This is a genomic window from Paenibacillus lignilyticus (genome assembly GCF_017942085.1).
Lineage (GTDB): Bacteria > Bacillota > Bacilli > Paenibacillales > Paenibacillaceae > Paenibacillus_Z > Paenibacillus_Z lignilyticus.
Map to the genome: position 1 here is coordinate 260,717 of NZ_JAGKSP010000001.1, position 20,491 is coordinate 281,207.

Consider the following 20,491-nt stretch of genomic DNA (forward strand, 5'->3'; position numbering starts at 1 on the left):
GACTGGTTTAGCATTGTAATTCCTCGGGAATGGAATCTATGGTCTCCCGCAACACGCGTTGAACCTCGAGCAATTGCGATTTGAAGTTGGCCGTGTCCTCGATCAATACCTCCTCGAAGAGCACTGCAGCTTGCGCGAGCTCATCCGCCATTAAATTACGGGCAACCCCGATTAATGTATGTACATCCCGTTTCACTTTCGTTATGTTTCCTTCTTCCAAATCAACAAGTACATGTCCGGTAAAATGTTCGTATTCCTTCTTAAACAGCTTCAGCACATGATCCATGATGGCTGTGTTGCCATCCAACCGCTCTCGCAATTTATCCAGTGGAATTCCCGCTGGAGCACTCTTCATCGGAAGCCATTTCTGAATCACGGACAGCAGCTGGTTAATATCAAGCGGCTTAAGTATGACTTCATTCATACCTGACGCGATGTACAGGTCATGATCTTCTTTGAGCACATTAGCTGTCAGAGCCACGATCGGAATCTGTTTAAAGGCATCATTGCAGCGAATTTGCGTGGTTGTCTCCACGCCATCCATTTCCGGCATGAAAATATCCATCAGAACCAGATCCACCTTGGTCGTATCCAGCAGCTTAATCGCTTCTTGCCCGGAACTGGCCACGGTTACTTGAAAACCATGCATAAGCAGTGTCTCGCGCGCTACCTGCTGATTAATATAGTTGTCTTCAACGAGCAGCAAATGGATCGACTTGCTCTTTACGATGAATGATGCGCTATGTTCTGAACGATGCTTCAGCGATGGATACAGCAGCGAGTTTAAAGTGCGGAACAGCTCCTTGCGGCTTATCGGCTTGATCAGCATATCGTCGGGATAATCATTCTTCATCATGGACAGCAGTTCTTCTCGCGCATAGGCCGTCGATAACGTAATGATATGTATCCCTCTTTTTCGGCTGATGCGTATCAGCTCTTCCCACGAATAATGGCCATACATATCATCGATTTCCATATCCAGTACGATACACGAAACCGGTCCAAGCGCCTCGTTCTTCTCTTCCAGCTTCTTGAACATAGCGCTCCAATTGCTTGCTGCCGTGACCAGGCAGGAGAAGGACTCCAGCATCTGACTCAAGCTCTCTTGCGCGACCTCATGGTCCTCGACTACAAGGACATGGAGCGGACCGCCGATTAGGGTGAGATCCCAGCTGTCGGGATTGCATTTTTGCACAATCGGAAACTCCAAAGTAAACGTAAACTTGCTCCCGACTCCCCACATACTCTCTACTTGCAGCTCACCGCCCATCAAGCTGACAAGCTGATAAGCAATCGATAAGCCAAGTCCCGTCCCGCTATGTTGATTCAAATAATTACCCTGCCAAAAGGGTTCGAACAGTCTGCTGATCTGCTCGTCCGATATGCCGATTCCGGTATCCTCCACTAGGAAACGCAGTGACAGCGAACTGTCTGTCTGCTTCACAAGCTCCACTCGAATGCGAACATAACCAAGCTCCGTAAACTTAATCGCATTGCTGCATAAGTTCAGCAGTGTTTGCTTCATTCGAAGCGGATCCCCCAATACAAGGTCAGGAAGCTCCGCAGGGGTGTCCAAAATAATTTCGATTTGCTTTTTGTCCATTAACACACTGAGCGTATTTGTAATTTCACTTAGCATGTCATCCATATTGAACGAAATTTGCTCCAGCATCATCTTGTTCGCTTCGAGCTTGGAAAGGTCCAAAATATCGTTTATCAATCCGAGCAGCAAATGCGAGGAAGTAATGATTTTATCCGTGTAATCCTTCTGTACAAAAGACAAATCCGTATTGAGCAGCAATCGTGATAGTCCGATAATGCCATTGAGCGGCGTGCGAATCTCATGGCTCACTTTGGCCATGATTTGGCTTTTGGCGTTATTGGCTTGATCGGCTTCCTGTCTTCGCTTTAACGCTGATAGGTCATGCAATGTCGCCGTTAGGCCGACAACAGCCAGATCAGATCCCAGAATTGGCGAGAGCGTGACATAATAATCGATCGTTTGCCCTTTTTTCACTCTTAATTTTGCTTCAAAGACTTCTACTTGTAAGTTGGATAGCGCGCTTGCAAATTTCGCGTCCCAACCCGCCCAATCCTCAATGTCGAGCACCTCATGCAGATTGCTGAATGGCGGCATTTCATCGCATTCGAACACGCTCATGCCTTTCGCATTAATGGAGATAATCTCTCCTTGCGGAGTTAAGCTTACGATGCAATCCTGGGAGCTCTCTACAATGACCTTATAACGCTCCTCGCTCTCCTTGATTCGATCTTGCGCTTCTTTCAGCTCCGTAATATCGGTTACAGAGCCTATCACGCTGGTAACGACTCCATTGGTATAGACAGGGCACAATCGTGTCATGAAAATGCCGCCTTGAATGCTCAATTCATAGCTTTGCTTGCTTCCCTTCCAGGCATCGATATAACGCTCTTCGAGGAAACGGTTCGTTTCTTGAGAAAGGGCTGTTACTTCTTCTATCGATTTACCCAGAAAGTCGGATGGCTTTAATGCGATATGCGGCAGCAGCTGTCCCCCCATAACGGAGAAAACGAAGCTGTTTGGACTGCGGATCAACTTAAAGGAGAATCCGGGCTGATTGTTCAGCATTTCGGATAAATCGGTTTTGACCCCTTGAAGTTCCGCTCGATAGGCATCTGAACGCAGCAGATAATGCAAGAACGACGCAACAAGAGCACCTCCAAGCAACACATAAAAAGACCAAATCAACAAGCCGGATTCTGTCGTGATCGCATCAAAGAGCAAATCATAAATGAGAATAATCAGTAGAGGGGATATAATCATCAGACACCAGCGTGTCCAATAATGTACAACATAGCGGAGAAGAAGAATACAGCTTAATAGGATGAAGAAACCGACGCTTACGATGTGGTAGAAGTAATTGGCGTTGTTCACGGCTCGATACACCATCATCGAGGCAAAAGCGAGAATAGCCGCATACGGCCCGCCAAGTTCTGCGGCTATGAAGACGGCAATCGTCTTCAGGTCGACGGTAATGCCGCGTCCAATTTCATGACCGAACTGGCTTAACAAGATACCGGCGAAGCCGTTGGCAATTCCCATGGCGATGATGAGCCGCAAACGTGAGCCGGCCTTTAGTTTTACATATAACCTCGTAATGAGAAAAACACATAGTCCCAATAAGGTAAAATTAAACAATAAATCCTGATACATGTAATTCCCTCCTCTTATTCGACGCGAAAGGAGATAGACTGACACGATTCGACATTATATAATGATACATACAACGATACTTAACCTGTCCGAAAAATACAAGACTATGTTTAAGTGCAAGGGGATGTTATTGTTTGACGAATTTGTTGATTGTTGAAGACGATATCATTTTCGGCGATATGCTCTCTCTTTATTTAAGAGAAGAAGGCTATAACGTGACGCGGGTTCCGACTGCCGCGAGTGGAATTGCTTCCCTACAGTCTGAGCCTCCGGATCTCATTGTGCTTGATTTGATTTTGCCGGACACCCAGGATGCTAATCCTTGTATTTTGTTTAGACAATTTACCCCTATCCCCATTATCGTCATTTCCAGCGAAACGAAAGTTTCCATGAAGATCCATTCTCTGACCGAAGGGGCTGACGATTTCATATGCAAGCCTTTCAGTTTGCAGGAATTGAAAGCTCGTATAGAAACCGTGCTGCGCCGGACCTCTCCTAAGCCGCTTGAAGCCGACAATGAACGTCCGGCTAACGATGCCACCCAACGTATTAACTTGGATATGGACAGCAGACATATTCTCATTCATGGCGATATGATCGAAACCACCTTCTCCGAATTCGAAATCATGCGTCTGATGTTCCACTCTCCCGGGAAAGTCTTCAGCAGAGAGGCCCTCGTGAACAGCCTGCGCGGATATGATTCCTTTATAAATGAACGCTCCATTGACTTCCATGTGACGAATCTGCGCAAGAAGATCGAAGAGAATCCGAAGCAACCCGTCATCATTAAGACGGTCTGGGGCGTCGGTTATAAACTAATCATGTAACAAGAAGACCGATATTGCTGCTCATCTAAACAAAGAATCCAGTAACATACCGTTACTGGATTCTCGTGTACTACCGATACAACTTTCACTGCTAGACAAGCTGTTCCAGAGCCAGCAGCTCCGATACAGCTCCCGACTCCATCGGATGGCCAAACATGTAGCCTTGCATGGTCATGCAGCCGTATTGGAGCAGCAGCCTGCACTCTTCTTCCGTTTCGACCCCTTCGGCAATAACCTGCAGATTCAAGTTCTCCGCCATAGTAATAATGGTATTGACGATGGAAGCATTTACGTTATGCAGGTCCATCCCCTTCACGAACGACTGATCTATCTTCAGCTTGTCGATCGGCAATTCGCTAAGATAGCTAAGTGAGCTATAGCCGGTTCCGAAATCGTCGATGGCAATCGACACGCCCAGTTTCTTTAAGTTACGCAAGAGCGTCAATGCATGATGTTTATTCATCGTCATGCTCTCCGTGATTTCGATGACCAAATACTCCGCTGCCAAACCGGTCTCATTCAATATATTCTCGATGCGTTCGATGATTTTCCCGTCATTGAATTGCTGTGTCGATAAGTTGACCGCGATCGGAATTTTCGGCAACCCTTCATTCTGCCACCGTTTGTTTTGCCGGCAGGCTTCCAGCAGCACCCATTCCCCAATCGAATGAATCAATCCCGTTTCTTCCGCAATCGGAATGAATTCAGCCGGCGATACCCTTCCGAGCTCCGGGCTTTGCCAGCGAATTAAACATTCGAGGCCTGTAATAATGCGATCTCTGCCATTGAGGATCGGCTGAAAATGCAACAGAAATTCCTTCCGTTCAATCGCTTTGCGAAGACGGCTCTCAATATCCATTTTACGATGGATTTGTTCATGGAAACGCGGCTCATAGAATTGCAGTCGGTTGCCGCCGTCACCTTTTGCAATATTCATCGCCATATGGGCATAACGAATGAGCATCTCTTTGTCTCTGTGATCGCCCGGATATTGGCTGATCCCAATACTTGCCGTCATATGGATTTCTTGACCGTCAAGCATGACCGGCGTACGAATCGTATCCAATAAATTCTGCGCCTTCTGGTAGGTTATTTCCGCGGAAGCGTCGCCTATAATGCAAATAAATTCATCGGTGCCTGCCCGAATGATCATTGTTTTATCATCCGTAATCCGCTTCAATCGTCTGGAGAACAGCTGAAGCAACGAATCGCTCTTCTGATGTCCGATAGAATCATTGATCAGCTTAAAGTGATCGAAATTGAAATACATGACGGCAAAGCGATCATAGAGCGTAATGACGCGATCCATTTCATCATGAAGCTGATTCCGGTTAGGCAGACCTGTGAGCTGGTCATGATTCAACAGGAAATGAACCTTCTCTTCCATTCGCTTCTGATCCGTCACTTCGAAACAAACGCCGATAAGCTCCTTCACTACCCCATTGACTCGCAAGGGCCGCAACACGAGCAGGAAACAGGCTTTCTTCCATTCCATCTCAAAGCTGATACACCGATCGCTCTCCCATGCCCGTTGAAACTGCTCATTCAATACGGAAGCATTCTCAGGCTGAAACACACGATCAATCGGTTGTCCGACAAAACTTTGACTGGATTTGCCAAAGCGGTACAACAATTCCCCTTTGAAGTCCATGAACGTAAATTGGCCATTCACCTTAATCACCGAAGCATAGATACCATTCAACAATCTCATCGTTCGGTTTAATTCTTCATGAACCGTATTCTCGCCCACAAGACAGCCCGTCATAAACTCCAGCAGCAGCTTGAATTCGCGATTGGTCAGTTCATCCTGCTCAAGTTTCTTCCAGAATGGTTTCGCCTCGATTGCCGCATGGCAGCGAAGCAGAAACTCTTCTTCTACCTGCTCGTTGTGAGGGAATTGAAACAGCGTATCTTTATGAAAGAAATCTGCGGCACCTTTCGAAAGTGCCGTAAGCGCCGGTGATGACCCTTCATCCGTATAGCTGCTAAGCATAATGACGGGGATCGGATAATGGATCATCAATTGGCTTAAGGTTGTAAGCCCATCGAGCACAGGCATTTCGATATCCATCGTCACGAGGTCAGGCTGGAGCTCAACCAATTGGTCGAGCGCCTCCTGTCCGTTTGCCGCTGTGCCCATGACCCACAATTTCGGATCTTTCTCGATTAACATCGTTATCATGCGCCGCATAACGGCGGAATCATCAACGACCAATACACCGTATTTCTCCGGTCGTTCCATCAGACCCAAAAATTTACGCATGGATTAGATCCCAGCCCCTCGACCTCAGCATTCTATCGAGTTTCAAGATGATAACAAGTTGGTCATCGGTTTTGCATATGCCACCAATATATTGTTCCGATATCATCGCGAAATCCTTTGGTGCTGATTCTATCTGATTTTGCCGTACGTGCAGCACTTCCTTCACGCGATCGACCAAAATACCGATGTCCCGTCCATCCTCGTTTAAGATAATAATGCGAGAATGCTGGTCGGGTTCGGTCGGATACATACCGAGGCAGGTTTTGATGTCTATAACCGGTAACAGCTCACCCCGTAAATTCATCAAGCCGAGTACTTCGGCAGGCGCATTAGCCATTCTAAGAATCGACGGTACCTTGATGATCTCTTTCGCGCGGTTAATATCAAGCGCATAATGCTCTTTCTCCAGATCAAAGGTGACTAGTTTAACTTTGCGGGCGGAAGCCTGCTGTTCGCTGCTATCGCTCTTCCTGATCGTTGCGCCGGAATCGCGAATGACGGCATTTACATCCAGAATTAATGCAATTCGGCCGTCACCGAGAATCGTCGCACCAGAAACGTAAGCGACTTGTCCCAAAAATGAACCGAGCGATTTCATGACGATTTCTTGATTGGCGATCAGCTTATCCACATAGAGACAAACGCGCTTCTCGGCCAACCCGATCATAACCGCATACCCTTTGGCATTGCTATCATTCTCAGTGGTGCCTAAGCGACGATGCATGCGAACGAGCGGCAATATTTCACCGCGAACGACGCAGACTTCCTCCCCATTCACGATCTGCACGTCATTTGGTGTTAAACGGAAGGTTTCCACTACGTTCGTTAGCGGAATTGCCAGCGTATGCTTGCCCATCTGTACAAGCAGGGAACGTGAGATCGCTAAGGTTAGCGGCAGCTTGATCGTAAATACGGTACCTTCGCCGGGCGTTGTCTCAATATTGATAATGCCGTTCAGCTTCTCGATATGGGAACGGACGATATCCATGCCGACCCCGCGTCCCGACAGCTCTGTCACTTGTTCCGCCGTCGACATGCCCGAGTGGAATATCAGACTGATCGTTTCTTTATCCGAGAGCCGTGCTGCTTCCTCTTCGGTAATAAACCCCTTCTGAATCGCTTTCTGCTTGATCCGGTTCAGGTCAATTCCTCGTCCGTCATCCGCTAGCGTAATTACGATGGCATTCTCTTGATGACTGGCACGAAGCAAGAGATTCCCTTTGCGGTTCTTGCCAAGCTTCTCGCGTATATCAGGCGTTTCCAAGCCGTGATCGATCGCATTACGAATGATGTGAATGAGCGGATCGCCGATTTCTTCGATAAGCGTACGATCCAGCTCTGTTTCTTTTCCTTCCAGGACAAACGAAACTTCTTTGCCGGATTGATCAGCTACGTCACGCACCAGGCGTGGGAATCGATTGAACAGCTGTTCAATCGGCATCATTCTTGTCTTCATCGTACCTTCTTGCAGCTCAGCGATCACGCGGCCCAAATGATCCGTAATTTCGCCTAATAACACCGTCTCCGGCTCTTGTTTGAACCGTTCCTCGAACCGTCTGCGCACTTCCCTGATGCGTGTATTGTCAATAATCAGCTCTCCGACCAAATTGAGCAGATGCTCCAACCGATTGACATCTACACGTACCGTATGTTGAATTTGCACTTTGGTATCTGATTGCACGGCTCCGGCCGCTGATTGATCACCTAAAGAGGATACGCCGGGTGCTGCTGCAAATTGCTCCACGCTCAGAATAGGCTGATTCACAATTTTCGTCGGGCTTGCAGCCTGCGCGCCTTCTGCCAGCATCGACTTCACGCTAAATTCAGAGATTTGCGATGCTTCTTCAACTTTACGAATAATGTCCGATTCCGAGGATACCGTGGCAAGCAGGAAATATATCGGTTCCGCGCGCAGAAGATCCTCTTGCTCCCACATGCCGATTGGCGGGGTAGTTCCTATCACTTCGCCCAGTTCGCCGAGATTTCGCAGAATAACCATAGCTTTCACCGTCGGCATGTCCACATGCTCCGCCAACGTAATACTTACCTCGTACGAAGGAATACCTTCGCTCTGCTTCTCATTGCGAAGCGAGATCTCCGAGTCGCTCCACCCTTGAAAGAGATGCGGCTTCGCTTCATTCCCCGTGTTAGAATTACCGGCAGACGCATGAACCGTTTCGGGCTGGTCGTTCATAATGCCGTCCAGCAGCTCGACAAGTGTTTCAATCGGTTCATCGTTAAAATCGCCTTTACGCAGCGTTTCTTTCTTTGCCTTCAAATAATCGATGCATTGGAATAGCACGTTGATTAACGGCTTGCTGACCAGAAGGCGATTCTGGCGCAGCAATTCGAACACACTTTCAACCTTGTGAGTCACTTCTTTCATGGAGTGGAAGCCCATTGCAGCGGATGAACCTTTCAATGTATGCGCTGCTCGGAAAATCGTTTGAATCGTCTCGGGTGAATTACCGCCATTCTCAAGCTCAAGGATCGATTCATCCAGCACCTGCAGCTGTTCTTCCAATTCATCCAGGAATACGCCCAGATAAGTCATGGCGAAAGTTTCGTTCATCCCAGTCCACCTCCGGTATTAAGAATGGCCGGCAAATGAAGGATGCTGACCAATTGATCGTTGATTTTTCCAATCCCGGACAAATAGCCGGCGTTAGCACCGCCGATACCGTCCGGCGTAGGCAATATTTCCGAGAAGAAAGCCACTTGCTCGACACGATCAACATAAAGTCCAACCGGTTCCCCATCCGGTGTCTGCACGATAACGATTCTCGAAGCAGCTGAAGGAGCACTCTCCATCATACGGAATTTGGATCGAAGTCCGATGACCGGCACTATCGTCCCTCGCAGGTTAATGACCCCCCTGACATGCGCCCTCGCAGCCGGAATCTCAGTAACTGGCATATCCTTAATGATTTCTTGAATAGCTGTGATCGGAAGCGCAAACTTCTCTTCATTCAACCCTACTACGATATAATTCGACACCGTCCGGACCTCCTACTGGTTATTATGGAATGCTTATGGAATGTATCTCTCGGAATCTTTCATATGAGCGACGTCCACTGTCAATATCGCACAATCGAATATGTTCATGATCTCGCTTCTGGCACGATGCACAAAACCCAATATGGAATGCTCCATCTTACTGGTGCATAACGAGGCATTGACCCAAATCTTCTGGTTCATGATGACGATCGACATCTCATTGTGCGTCGGATAGCGATATACCTCATCAAACACATTCGTTTCGGCGTACATATCGGGCAAGGCAACCGAGAACATGAGAATCGGGGGTTCGTCCCCCATATCCGTAATGCGAAACTGCTCATGAATCGGGTAATTTTCTTTGGTCCATCTGAACCCATGCGTATAATCTTCGTCGATTTGCCAAACAGGTTCAAACCGACTCGTAGCTTCATCAAACAGGTCTTTGTAGAAATCCAGCAGCTTCATAACCGTTCACCTATACGCATGCTCTTTTGTGTCAAGATTGCGTACCTCCTTCGAATGACCACTACACTGATTATAGAACCTAAATATTTGGTAAGTTCTTAATCGTCGTTTGAATTGTGTGATATTGCGACGATTTTATTTGGAAAGTGTTAGTATAAGGTCCGCAAAGCAAAAAAAGCCCGAGCCTCTTCTGCGAGGTTCGGACTAACTCATTGAAAACGTTACATCTAGCCTAGCCTATCGTTGAAAACCTAGGTACCGGGTACCTTGAAATGTGAGCTTTCCATAGTCGCCTTCAGCCAGCAAGCCGGATTCCTGACCGCTCACTTCGAACTCCATGCGATCGCCGCTCTCGACTTGGAAAGTGATGTAATAGTCCGTACTCGTGCCGGAAGAATGATTGTGAATCCCATCGTTGTCGTGGTGATGATGCGTGGTGCTTCTCACATTCGTCCGCTTATTCACGATGTTCGCCTGAACAGTTAAGATCGGCTGCTTGTTATTGCGCTGCGACTGACGAATCGAAGCAATGATGCCGTAGATGATCAAACCAAACACAAGTAGAAACATCAGAGGAAAAACAATGCTCATGAAGCTGAACATGCGATCTCCCGCTGTAAAAGGATCCATCGAACCCATTTGATCACCCCTCCCTCATTTGTAAGAATATACCTCTATTACGAGCGATTCCCGCAGAAGGTTACAACTTCATCGTAAGACAAATTGCCGCCAAAAATATCGAGCGCACTGCCAATGGTAATATCAAGCTTACCCGACGTTAACGAACGGAACAGTTCCAAATCCTCGAACGACCTGGCCCCACCGGCATATGTCGTAGGAATGGTCACCCAGTCGGCAAGCTGCTGCGCCAAGTCTGCCAAGATACCCGTACGTTTACCTTCGACATCCACGGCATGAACCAGGTACTCGTCGCAATATTGAGCCAGCTCGCGAAGATGCGCTTCATTGACGCGGAACTCGCTGAACGTTTTCCACTGATTGGTTACGACGAACCATTCGTCTTCCCGCTTCTTGCAGCTTAAATCGATTACCAGCCGTTCTTTGCCTACTTCGGAGACGATCTTCTGCAAGTGATTCATATCGAGCTCACCGTCTCGGAATATATACGAGGTTACGATGACGTGAGTAGCTCCTGCTTCCAAGTATTGCGCCGCATTCTCAGCGTGAATGCCGCCGCCAATCTGCAACCCGCCGGGATACGCGCGCAATGCGGATAAAGCCGCTTCCTCGTTGCCGCCGCCCAGCATGATGACATGACCGCCGGTCAGCTTATCGCGTTTAAACATCGCTGCGTAATAGCCCGAATCATACTCGGATACAAAGTTCTCGACCACCTGCTTATTGCCCGCTCCAAGCGTTTCTCCGACAATTTGTTTTACTTTGCCGTGATGCAAATCAATACAAGGTCTGAATTTCATGGATGTCCTCTTCCTCTCTCTACTACTCGTTCTTCTTCATCGCTAATAAAGCATTCAACTCAGATAAGGAATGAATGATGAAAGTCGGTTGGATCGTCGGATCCACCGATCCTCTGCCGGGATTAAAGTAGCAGAAATCGATTTCCGCATTCCGTGCCCCAGCGTAATCATCGGTTAAAGAATCACCGACAAACAGCACCTGCTGCCGATCCACGCCAAGCGCTTGTATGGCGAGATCGAATATTTGCCGCTCCGGCTTCCGGCAGTCTACTTCATCCGAAATAAACAGATGATCAAAGTAATGCGACAGACCTCCCGCAAGAAGCCGTCTTCGCTGCGCCTCCCCAACTCCGTTAGAAATGACGCCAAGCGGATATCGGCCGTGCAGCGCGGAGAGCAGGCCCTGCGTTCCATCCATTAGATGACAGTTGGAACAGAAGAACTCCCAATACGTCTCTGCTAAATCGATCGACAAGGTGTCGTCATGCCCCATTTGTACGAGTGTATCACGAAAGGAGTAGTTCAGCACTTGCGAGATATGAAGCTTTCTCTCCGTTCGCTCGCTCCAATAGGTCCAATTAATCGGTGCATACATGGAACGAAATCGTTCTTCTTCGAATCCGGCAAGTTCGAAGAGCCGATGATGCATGATCGTGTTTTGCATCGACTCGAACTCGCTTGCATTATAGTCCAGCAGCGTTTGGTCCAAATCAAACAGAATCGCTTTATACATAGCTAGCTCACCCGCCTCCGAATCAAGCTGTAGAGTCCCGCTCCGACAAGCACTCCCACCGTATTCAACAGAATATCATCAATATCGAAGCTGCCTCGATGAAGAAGCAGCTGCAGCAGCTCGAGTATGAACAAAACTGCGACGCTAAGCAGCGTTAATCGTACGATTCGAATACGGTATAAATAAGGAATTGAAAGTCCGAATGGGACGAACACCGCCACATTGCCTACGATATTAACGAGCCAGTGGGTAGGCGTAAAGCTGTCCGCATGATCGAAATACAGTCTGATCGTTCGCATCGGAACGAGATTATAGCGGTAGCCGGACCACTGCGTTCCCGAGCGGCCAAAGCCGATAAACATCCAATATAAAAGCAGTATTAAGTAGAGTATTGTAATAAGGCCGACCAGCTTCTTCGCCCTAACATCCGTCCTATTAATCGACATCGACAATTTTCCAGCCGGAATTATTCACATTCGACAGAGAATAGGCATCCACCTCGTCATCCGCCTTGAATGCAAAGACGCCCATGATTCGATTCGAAATGCCCGGCTTCATATAGGTAGTTTCTCCTTGATAGGTCAGCTTGGCATACGAGAGTTCCGGTCGTGAAAGGATGGCATCGATAAACCATTTCATTCGCTCATTATCGGCAAAATAGTCGCCCCATATTGGGGCTGAAGCGTCTGGCTTTAATTGAACCGTATGTAAATAATTAAAAAAGAACGCAATGACATCACCGGGAATTTCCTTATCGATGAGCGCCGCTTGCTCACTTTCCTTGGTAAGCTGCTCTTTCTCTGCCGTTAATGCCGCAACCTTACCATCGGATTCCATCAACCGGGCTGCGAGCTTGTCGCTTGCTGCCTGCAAATCCGTTAGCTGTTTCTGCTGAGATATGACCTGCTGCTCCAGCTGTTCCGACTTGTCGCTGCAGCCGGCAGCTACTAAGAGAATAGCGGCTGTAAATGCAAGCCTACTTGCGATGCTTTTTGGATTGCCTTGAATCATATAGCATCCCGCCCATACAAGTCATTTTCGAATGCGCGTTACCTCAATAGCTTCTGAAAGGAAGCCAAGTCAAGCCAGCGGTCGAATTTGTACGCAATTTCTTTATAGCATGCAACTTGTTCGTAGCCGAGCTTCTTAAACAACGCCATACTGCTTTCGTTCTCCGTGCAAATTAGAGCCACCAAGGAATGAAACTTCAATTCCCTCGCAACACCTTCAATAAACACCATGGCTTCACGGCCAATTCCTTTACCGGTAAATTCCGGATTCAGATAGATGGTTACATCGGCCGTCACATTAAACGCCGGGCGCTTCTTATGCTGCGTCAGCAGTGCATACCCCGCATATTGCCCATTCAGCTTCACAATATAGGAACGATAGATATCGGCCGTCGGCTCGATTAACTGCTTCATCTGTTCCGAAGAATACGGATACATATCGAACGAAACGGTCGTATTTTCCACAAAATAATTGTAGGTCCGGCGAACTTGTTCCAAATATTGGTCCGTATAGTTCTCAAACGCTAGTTCTCTCATGATAGTTGCACCTCGTAATTCGAATCTAGTTTAGTTGCAAGGAAGGCAGGCAGACCGCTCCGTTGGAGCTGCCACCTGCCCGCCTATGTTTTATTCATTCTATTCCCAACGTTCAATGCTGTAAACCTTGAACGACTTATTGCTCGTATTCTCGGTAACCGTATAGATCCAATTGTACTCATTGATAGAGGAGCGGCCATCCGCATAATAGATGCCTATTTTCTCGATGATATAAAACTTGTATTCACCGTTGATTTTCTGGATGTTCATAATTTGATAGCGAATGAGCTTTTCTTTAATATTCTTATCGCTTAGCCGTCTTACCAGGCTTTCTTGCTGCTTATAGAGGGGACCGGCCGGATCCAGCAGTCCTTCCACCAGAGAGAACCGTTTCTTATTGATAGCCTCTACCATCGATTCTTCATAAGCGTTCATGACGCGATTGGCGCCCGTCTCTTGATAGTCGATTGGATCCCCGGTAACAGGCCCTTGTTCATTATCAGGTTTTTCTTTTGCTGTACAGGCGCTAAGCAGAAGAATTAAGCTTAGCAGCAAGCAAAGCGTCGCCGTTCTGTACATGTCATGTATGCTCCCGTCTTCTAATTTCTTTGTCACCCATCTAAATCGACGGTTCGTTCATAAATCATAATGTCTTTACCGTCAGGCAGCACGGCAGGTTTAACGGGTACACAGCCATTTCGCTGCCAGAAAGCATGCGCTGCCGCATTCGAAGCCAGTACACCGAGCCTGTGGGAGGATACGCCTCGTTCTCGCATAATGGTATCGTAAAGTTCCAGCGCAGCTTTTCCGTAACCGCGGCCTTTGTAGGCCCCATGAATAACAAGCAGCCCAATCCACGGACAGGAATCATTGGGGTTAATCATGAGAAACTCGAGAATACCAACAGTGTTCCCTTGCTCGCGAATGATATATCGTTCAGCTCCGACATGCTCCGCATCTTTCAAATCAGCGGCAATGTCTTCTTCGGTCAGCCGTTCTTTATCTTTGGAAATGAAATTAAAATACGGATTGGAGTTCAATACCGCAAGCTCACTTGCTATATGTTCATGCGTTGATTTCATCAGTGAGAGCATGTCAACGTTACCTTCGCTTCCTGGTTATCAAACTAATACACGTGATCTATTTTAACACGAAATTCGCTGCAACAGGAATGCCCTTAAGATGCATTCTCGCGCTCCATCCATCGTTATTGCTCTTCCCAATAAGGATTCAGCAGCACCATATGAATATGGTCCTCCCATTCCCCGTTTATACGGAGGTAATCGTGCGCCAATCCTTCTTGCTTGAAACCAAGCTTCTCCACCGCTCTGAGAGAAGCGGTATTTCGCGGCATAATATTCGCCTCGATGCGGTGCAAATTCAACTCTTCCCATGCATAAGAAATCGTACGGGCCAACGCTTCTTTCATATACCCTTTGCTGCGCTCCGCAATATCCATCCGATACCCAAGGTGACAGGATTGGAACGCCCCTCTGACGATATTGTTAAGGGTGACGGTCCCGATGAGATCCCCTTGCGGCTGATCGTTTTTGCATATCCAGAACTTTACGCTTTGCCCGCTGTGAATGCTTTGCATATCGCTTTGTACAAGCTGTTTCTGAAACGCCATCGTATAATATTCGTCACTTCTGGCCGGTTCCCATGGAATAAGCGCTTCTTTGTTCCGCATGACAAATTCATGCACTTTCGAAATATCGGATTCGTCAATCATCCGCAGCGTCAGATGTTTCGTCCGCAGCGTTACATTTATTTTGTTCATTGGTCATCATCCTTCATGTTGCTTGTTGATTACATATGGTGTCGTGATATTACGAAGAGAATACCCGATAAAGTGAATATACCCCGAACGCCAGTAAGACGGACGCCGAAAATTGATTGATGACGCGCATGGCACCAGCATTCAAGGTTTGCCTGATAGCTCCGATGATTACACTCAAGAACATCCACCATAGCATAGAGCCTATAAACACTCCGAGTACAAGCGATACGGACTCCGCAGTTGAAGACTGCATGATGTTAAGCCCTGCAAAAATACCCAGGAAAGACAAGATCGTCATCGGATTTGTAATGGTCAGCAAGAAGGTCGTAAAATAAGCTGCTGCAGCATTGCGACTCAGTCACGGTTCTACGCTGGCATCTGCCGCGCTGGAGCGGAAGGATTGGTAGCCCAAATAACAGAGGAATAACCCGCCGATCAATCGAATCCACAGCTGCTGTGCGACTAACCCGCTCGTAATCGCATCGAATCCGAAAGCTGCAATCAGCCCATAGATGCCATCGGCTGTCGCTGCTCCCATACCGGCAATCGCGCCATATAGGCGTCCTTGATTAATCGTTTTCTTCATGCACAGAATGCCGATCGGTCCAACCGGTGCCGCAATCGATAATCCAATTATCATTCCTTTTACAACCATGCTCATTTCGTAAGACCCCTGTATCTATCTGGATGTATATATTTTTAAACTTACTCTTATTGTAACCGAAAATCATACCAATGAGCATCTACTTCCCATATCTCTCACTCCACGACGATTAACTTCGGCCAGAGCGTGCGCCAAGCTTTCCGCCCAATACGTTCCAAATAATAGGCACGATCTTCAAAATAGCGGCTTTGCCTCACCTGCATCCGGAACAGATCGGATAATCCATTCGGGCAGCACAGCTCCAATTGACCTTTATCATTCAGCTTCGCACCGATTGAAGTGACCGTCTCCGGCCAGCGCATGAGCGCATCTTCCGTTGAGAGATACGGTGCATTGCCGTTACGAATATGCATTCTGGCTTGATTCTTGACCGACCATTTCACATTTCCGGTGCCGCTCACTAAGTGATGCTCTATTTCACGATCCTTCTCTTCATCGAGATGCTCCGGATCAAAGTAAACAACATCAATATCATCATGTGCCGCCCGGTAAGGATAACGATGCAGATGATCCCAAACCATATTACGGATGTAACCCGCTGCTATGTAACATTGCGGAAGCTGTAAGCTTGCTACGATCTGAAGATCATGCATGAAGGATTCATTTGACCGTAATATCCGCTTTAACTGTTCCGCAAGTTCAACTTCATTGTCCATGTCGAGTTCTCCATGCAGCTGAATATCGCTACTTGGGATATTCCTATTATCGCTCTTCATCTGCTGCCAGTTCCGCCCCTATCGGTGTCAGATAGCCATCCATGCTGGTACTGTTCTTGTTAGCGCGATATTGCACCAGCTTCTCTTCTCCTTGGTTAGCCGCCCATTTGAGAAGCAAATCGCGTTCACCCTCATACGAATAATACGGAATACTGAAGCCGCACGACGTTTTCACAATATCAATATCAGCCACAATAATTTGCCTGTAGCCGGGGTACAATTGGAACGGCGCCGCTGTCTCCTCCCACTCCGGGGAGCTTGGAAGCACAACACGGCCCGTGCCATACAATCTTAGAATGAGCGGTTTCCCTTCAAAGGCTGCGAACATAAAAGTAATCCGCCCGGTAGCCGTCAGATGAGCGCTCGTCTCGTTCCCGCTTCCGGTCAAATCCAGATAAGCCACTTGATTAGGCGACAAAATGCGGAAGGCATCATGGCCTTTCGGAGATAGATTGACATGACCTTCAGCAGCGGCCGTACCGACAAAGAACATTTTCTGATTCGAAATAAACTCGGCATGCTCAGGAAGAATGGATGAATAGGCAGTTCCCATATGATCACCTCAATGAATTAGTCGTCCTCATGCGATTGTTCTTGCTTTCGCCTTGCTCGCAAATCCCGCTTCAAGGCCTCTTTGCCCGGGTCACGTTTCGGTGGTTTCGGCAATTTGCTGTTTATTTCAATTAACAAGATAACTATGAAAATGAGTAAAATGACAATAATAACGTTCATATTACCGCCCCCATGCTCCTACAAACGTTAGAGCTCCTTCACACAGCATTTACGGAATCCCGAGCATTCAAAAAATCGCGGATCGCCTCGTAACAACCCTCTCTCTCCGTCCCCATTAGGTCATGGCCCGAGCGATGAAATTCCTCCACTTTCAGATGCCGGAACTTGTTACGATATCGCTGCATGTCCAAATCGTTAATTAGCGATCCTTCCAGTGTTCCCCGCAGAATGAGTGCCGGCAACGGAGACGGAGAATCGAGAGCAACAAGCCGGGATTCGCGCGCAATGCCCCATACAGCCTCTGTTCGGATATTCGAGGTCCGCTGATAAGGAATCAAATAATCATGGATGTATTCATCGGCCCAGCCGCTTGGCATTTGACGGTGCTCCGGCGGGTAATCGCCTAGCAGGAGAGAGCGCATATGTTGTTCGTTGCGAGCGGCGGCGCAGCCAAGCGCATAAGAGGCGCCTCTCGAATGACCGAACAGATGAAACTGCTGTAGTCCGAGCGTACGAATGACGGCTTCAATATCACGCCTATGCTCATCCAAATCATAGCCGCGTTCCGGCGTGTCACTATTCCCCCTGCCTCTGAACGAGAGGACTATACATCGTCTGGGCAGCAGAAATTCGAGTAAATCTATATATTCTTCCGCCGTTTCCGATAAGCCGGGACATATAATAAGGGGAGCTATGTCTGGATCGGCGAGGTTGTTTGAATCCAAATAATGAATGCGAACACCGTCGTTATCGGCAAATCCGGCTATGAATTGCACGCGCCTCTCCTCCTCACAAACAAATTTCTTTCACTTCCCGCGCTCTTCCGCGATGCGTTTCACCTGTAAATTCCGATCCTCAAGGAATCGACGCATATAACGTTTAAGTACAAGCCGTTCCACAGCCCAACCGAGCGGGCCAAGCGGAGCGGCAAAGGTTAATCGATCTTTCATAAGCGTTTTGCCTTCTACCGTTTCGAGCCTATGTTCATGGCGCAAATACTTGAAAGCGCCGCGCTGCGTCTCGTCCACAAAGAAATACGGGGCGCGAAATTCCGTAATTTTTGAAGTCAGCCTCTGTCTCACGAAGAAGTGGGTAGCTTCGAAGGTGACCGTCTCATTGAGTCCGATCGGACCGCTTGTTACACCGGCGACTGCTTTCTCCTTCGTATGCTGCCATACGGTGCGGGTATGCACATCGATATCTCTGGCTAAGTCAAAACACACCTCAATAGGCGCGTCGATCAGTACTTCCGTCTCTACGGTTACCATTGCGAAGTCACCTCGTTCATGATTGCCGGAACGTTTCTTTTTCTAGCTGCGAAAGAACGCATCAGGATATCTCAATTCTCCACCCTGCAAAGCCAGTAATGCGCCATCCGTCAATTCTACTGCCATGAATACTTCATCCGACACTTCAAACTGCTTGAGGACAAGTCCGAATGTACGTGCTTGACGAAACCCGAATCGAGGATAATAGTCCGGATGCCCAATGAGCAGCACGCCGGGATATCCAAGCTCACGGCTGCGCGATAACCCCTCTTCAATCAACTGTTTGCCTGAACCTTGCTTCTGAAATGCGGGAAGAACCGCAATCGGTGCGAGCACGATGACTTCATGGTCCTTATCCCCTACTACGATGCTCGCTTTACTGAATAATGCATGGCCGACTATGCCCCCCTCCGATTCGGCAACCAGAGATAACGACGCGATAAATGAATCCGACTTCCGAATGCGCTCCACCAGCTTGGCTTCCTCTTCCCGGTTGCCGAAAGCTTCCACATTCACCTGCCACACCGCTCCACGATCGGCTGACGTTTCCGTACGTAACGTGTTCAATCCGTAGGTTCACTCCTCATCCTTAAACGACTAATCATTCCCACTAATTACCTGTTTTCCTAGCATACTTGACCACTCCGCAAACGTCTATAGGCATTGTAACACCATCATCTGTCTCAGGTACCAATGTCTCAAACCGAAGACATTCACCCTAAGGCAAATGCCCAATTGTGAGTGAACGAGGGCATCTGTCCAATCGTTGTACCTTAGTTTTCATACAATACTGTATACCGAGTGCCAAGAAAACCAACCACAAGTTGCACCATCTGGCGCCGGAAATCACCTTTAAGGGAGGAATTTGCATGTCCGGTGTACACGGAGGCTTTACTTCTGCTGGCGTGATCCTGGTACTTTTCATTCTACTGGTCATCGTATCCCGCGGGTTTATGTACTAATCCTGTAGGAATATAGCCACGAACTGATATGCAAAAACCGTCGAGGGAAGTAAACCCTTCGACGGTTTTTCATGTTAAACGAACGCATACGTTTGTAATGCAGCTGCAACGCCATCTTCTTCGTTTGAACGTGTAACGACATCCGCCGCTTCCTTCACGCCGTCCGGCGAATTGGCAACTGCAACGCCGAGACCCGCAAACTTCAGCATACCCACATCGTTGAAATAGTTGCCGATCGCCATGACCCGGCTTGGATCGACACCTCGCACTTCGGCCAGCTTACGCAGCGCCGTTCCTTTGCTTGCTTCCTTGTGCTGTACATCGATGAAATAGTCGCCGCTTCGGATATGCTGCAGCCCATGCTCCCAGCCATTCCACTCCGCCTCTATGAGATTGAGATCTTCGATGCTGCCGAACAACGTAAATTTTACAAGTCCGTCCGGCAACGGATCCTTCGGATCACGCATGACCGGCTTTGCTTCGTACTTCCTGTACATTTCCGCCGCTTCCGGGCTTATCCCTTCCACCAACATGTCAAATGCGGTATTAATGTCAAAATGATGGCCGCCTTGCAAGCTATAATCACGGAAACGAGCGACTTCGGACGCGTCAATGCTATATTGGTGCAGCACTTTGCGCTGCGCCGCATCGATGGTTGCAGCACCATTGTGAGTAATCATCGTGCCCGATAACCCGAGTGCATCCAGTACAGGCAGCGCATTGGCCGGTCCCCTGCCCGTGCATAAGACGATTTCTGCGCCTCGCGCGTGAGCTTCCCTGACGGCTTCTCTCACGGCAGGTGTCAGTACATGATTGTCCGTTAACAGCGTCCCGTCAACATCCAGTGCGATAATATCATAGTTTATCTTTCCCATCTTGTTGTCAGCCTCTTCTCTTTGTCT

The 20,491-nt window shown here is 48.1% G+C and carries 22 protein-coding genes and 1 pseudogene; 2 read left to right on the forward strand and 21 right to left on the reverse strand.

What is annotated here, in order from left to right:
• Positions 1-7: 7 nt before the first annotated feature.
• Positions 8-3,193 (reverse strand): response regulator, encoded by a 3,186-nt coding sequence (locus tag I8J30_RS01135; protein WP_210654665.1) that lies wholly within the window; start codon positions 3,191-3,193, stop codon positions 8-10.
• Between the two features lie 134 nt (positions 3,194-3,327).
• Here I8J30_RS01135 and I8J30_RS01140 point away from each other — a divergent pair, with 134 nt between their 5' ends.
• Positions 3,328-4,020 (forward strand): response regulator transcription factor, encoded by a 693-nt coding sequence (locus I8J30_RS01140; protein ID WP_210654666.1) that lies wholly within the window; start codon positions 3,328-3,330, stop codon positions 4,018-4,020.
• Positions 4,021-4,111: 91 nt separating this feature from the next.
• On the opposite strand, the gene I8J30_RS01145 is transcribed toward I8J30_RS01140, so the two are convergent.
• The 19 genes and pseudogenes from I8J30_RS01145 to I8J30_RS01235 form a co-directional block, all read right to left on the reverse strand.
• Positions 4,112-6,283 (reverse strand): EAL domain-containing protein, encoded by a 2,172-nt coding sequence (locus I8J30_RS01145; protein WP_210654668.1) that lies wholly within the window; start codon positions 6,281-6,283, stop codon positions 4,112-4,114.
• Complete coding sequence (locus I8J30_RS01150; RefSeq protein ID WP_210654670.1) at positions 6,276-8,855, reverse strand: chemotaxis protein CheW; 2,580 nt, start codon at positions 8,853-8,855, stop codon at positions 6,276-6,278. Before I8J30_RS01150 ends, I8J30_RS01145 begins: the two co-directional genes overlap by 8 nt.
• The gene (locus tag I8J30_RS01155) at positions 8,852-9,280 is read right to left on the reverse strand and encodes a chemotaxis protein CheW (protein WP_091215065.1); all 429 of its coding nucleotides are present in this window, start codon (positions 9,278-9,280) and stop codon (positions 8,852-8,854) included. Before I8J30_RS01155 ends, I8J30_RS01150 begins: the two co-directional genes overlap by 4 nt.
• A 33-nt stretch (positions 9,281-9,313) precedes the next feature.
• Positions 9,314-9,748 (reverse strand): hypothetical protein, encoded by a 435-nt coding sequence (locus I8J30_RS01160; RefSeq protein WP_210654672.1) that lies wholly within the window; start codon positions 9,746-9,748, stop codon positions 9,314-9,316.
• 237 nt (positions 9,749-9,985) lie between these two features.
• The gene (locus I8J30_RS01165) at positions 9,986-10,387 is read right to left on the reverse strand and encodes a DUF2500 domain-containing protein (protein WP_210654674.1); all 402 of its coding nucleotides are present in this window, start codon (positions 10,385-10,387) and stop codon (positions 9,986-9,988) included.
• A 38-nt stretch (positions 10,388-10,425) separates the two neighbouring features.
• On the reverse strand, positions 10,426-11,187 hold the full coding sequence (hisA, locus tag I8J30_RS01170) for a phosphoribosylformimino-5-aminoimidazole carboxamide ribotide isomerase (protein ID WP_210654676.1): 762 nt from the start codon (positions 11,185-11,187) through the stop codon (positions 10,426-10,428).
• Positions 11,188-11,209: 22 nt separating this feature from the next.
• Entirely contained in the window at positions 11,210-11,920 is a 711-nt protein-coding gene (locus I8J30_RS01175; protein WP_210654678.1) for a YjjG family noncanonical pyrimidine nucleotidase, read from the reverse strand.
• 2 nt (positions 11,921-11,922) lie between these two features.
• A complete protein-coding gene (locus tag I8J30_RS01180) occupies positions 11,923-12,366 on the reverse strand; it encodes a VanZ family protein (RefSeq protein ID WP_210654680.1) in 444 nt (147 codons plus the stop codon).
• Complete coding sequence (locus tag I8J30_RS01185; protein WP_210654682.1) at positions 12,356-12,931, reverse strand: hypothetical protein; 576 nt, start codon at positions 12,929-12,931, stop codon at positions 12,356-12,358. The genes I8J30_RS01180 and I8J30_RS01185 overlap by 11 nt, the downstream gene beginning before the upstream one ends.
• 38 nt (positions 12,932-12,969) lie before the next feature.
• Complete coding sequence (locus I8J30_RS01190; protein ID WP_210654684.1) at positions 12,970-13,467, reverse strand: GNAT family N-acetyltransferase; 498 nt, start codon at positions 13,465-13,467, stop codon at positions 12,970-12,972.
• A 99-nt stretch (positions 13,468-13,566) separates the two neighbouring features.
• The gene (locus tag I8J30_RS01195; RefSeq protein WP_210654686.1) at positions 13,567-14,046 is read right to left on the reverse strand and encodes a TcaA NTF2-like domain-containing protein; all 480 of its coding nucleotides are present in this window, start codon (positions 14,044-14,046) and stop codon (positions 13,567-13,569) included.
• 32 nt (positions 14,047-14,078) lie between these two features.
• Positions 14,079-14,561, reverse strand: coding sequence for a GNAT family N-acetyltransferase (locus I8J30_RS01200; RefSeq protein WP_210654688.1), 483 nt, complete (start codon positions 14,559-14,561; stop codon positions 14,079-14,081).
• A gap of 113 nt (positions 14,562-14,674) precedes the next feature.
• A complete protein-coding gene (locus I8J30_RS01205; protein WP_210654691.1) occupies positions 14,675-15,247 on the reverse strand; it encodes a GNAT family N-acetyltransferase in 573 nt (190 codons plus the stop codon).
• Between the two features lie 49 nt (positions 15,248-15,296).
• A pseudogene (locus I8J30_RS01210) lies at positions 15,297-15,908 on the reverse strand (LysE family translocator).
• A 98-nt stretch (positions 15,909-16,006) separates the two neighbouring features.
• Positions 16,007-16,567, reverse strand: a complete 561-nt coding sequence (locus I8J30_RS01215; RefSeq protein WP_210654693.1) for a nucleotidyltransferase family protein — start codon at positions 16,565-16,567, stop codon at positions 16,007-16,009.
• Positions 16,568-16,613: 46 nt separating this feature from the next.
• A complete protein-coding gene (locus I8J30_RS01220) occupies positions 16,614-17,180 on the reverse strand; it encodes a pyridoxamine 5'-phosphate oxidase family protein (protein ID WP_210654695.1) in 567 nt (188 codons plus the stop codon).
• Positions 17,181-17,397: 217 nt separating this feature from the next.
• Complete coding sequence (locus I8J30_RS01225) at positions 17,398-18,135, reverse strand: alpha/beta fold hydrolase (RefSeq protein ID WP_210654697.1); 738 nt, start codon at positions 18,133-18,135, stop codon at positions 17,398-17,400.
• A 30-nt stretch (positions 18,136-18,165) separates the two neighbouring features.
• Positions 18,166-18,627: an SRPBCC family protein gene (locus I8J30_RS01230; RefSeq protein ID WP_210654699.1), complete on the reverse strand. Its 462-nt coding sequence runs from the start codon at positions 18,625-18,627 to the stop codon at positions 18,166-18,168.
• Positions 18,628-18,669: 42 nt separating this feature from the next.
• The gene (locus tag I8J30_RS01235; RefSeq protein ID WP_210654701.1) at positions 18,670-19,194 is read right to left on the reverse strand and encodes a GNAT family N-acetyltransferase; all 525 of its coding nucleotides are present in this window, start codon (positions 19,192-19,194) and stop codon (positions 18,670-18,672) included.
• Between the two features lie 302 nt (positions 19,195-19,496).
• Here I8J30_RS01235 and I8J30_RS01240 point away from each other — a divergent pair, with 302 nt between their 5' ends.
• A complete protein-coding gene (locus I8J30_RS01240; protein WP_210654703.1) occupies positions 19,497-19,589 on the forward strand; it encodes a YjcZ family sporulation protein in 93 nt (30 codons plus the stop codon).
• A 74-nt stretch (positions 19,590-19,663) separates the two neighbouring features.
• On the opposite strand, the gene I8J30_RS01245 is transcribed toward I8J30_RS01240, so the two are convergent.
• Entirely contained in the window at positions 19,664-20,464 is an 801-nt protein-coding gene (locus I8J30_RS01245; protein ID WP_210654705.1) for a Cof-type HAD-IIB family hydrolase, read from the reverse strand.
• Positions 20,465-20,491: the final 27 nt, after the last annotated feature.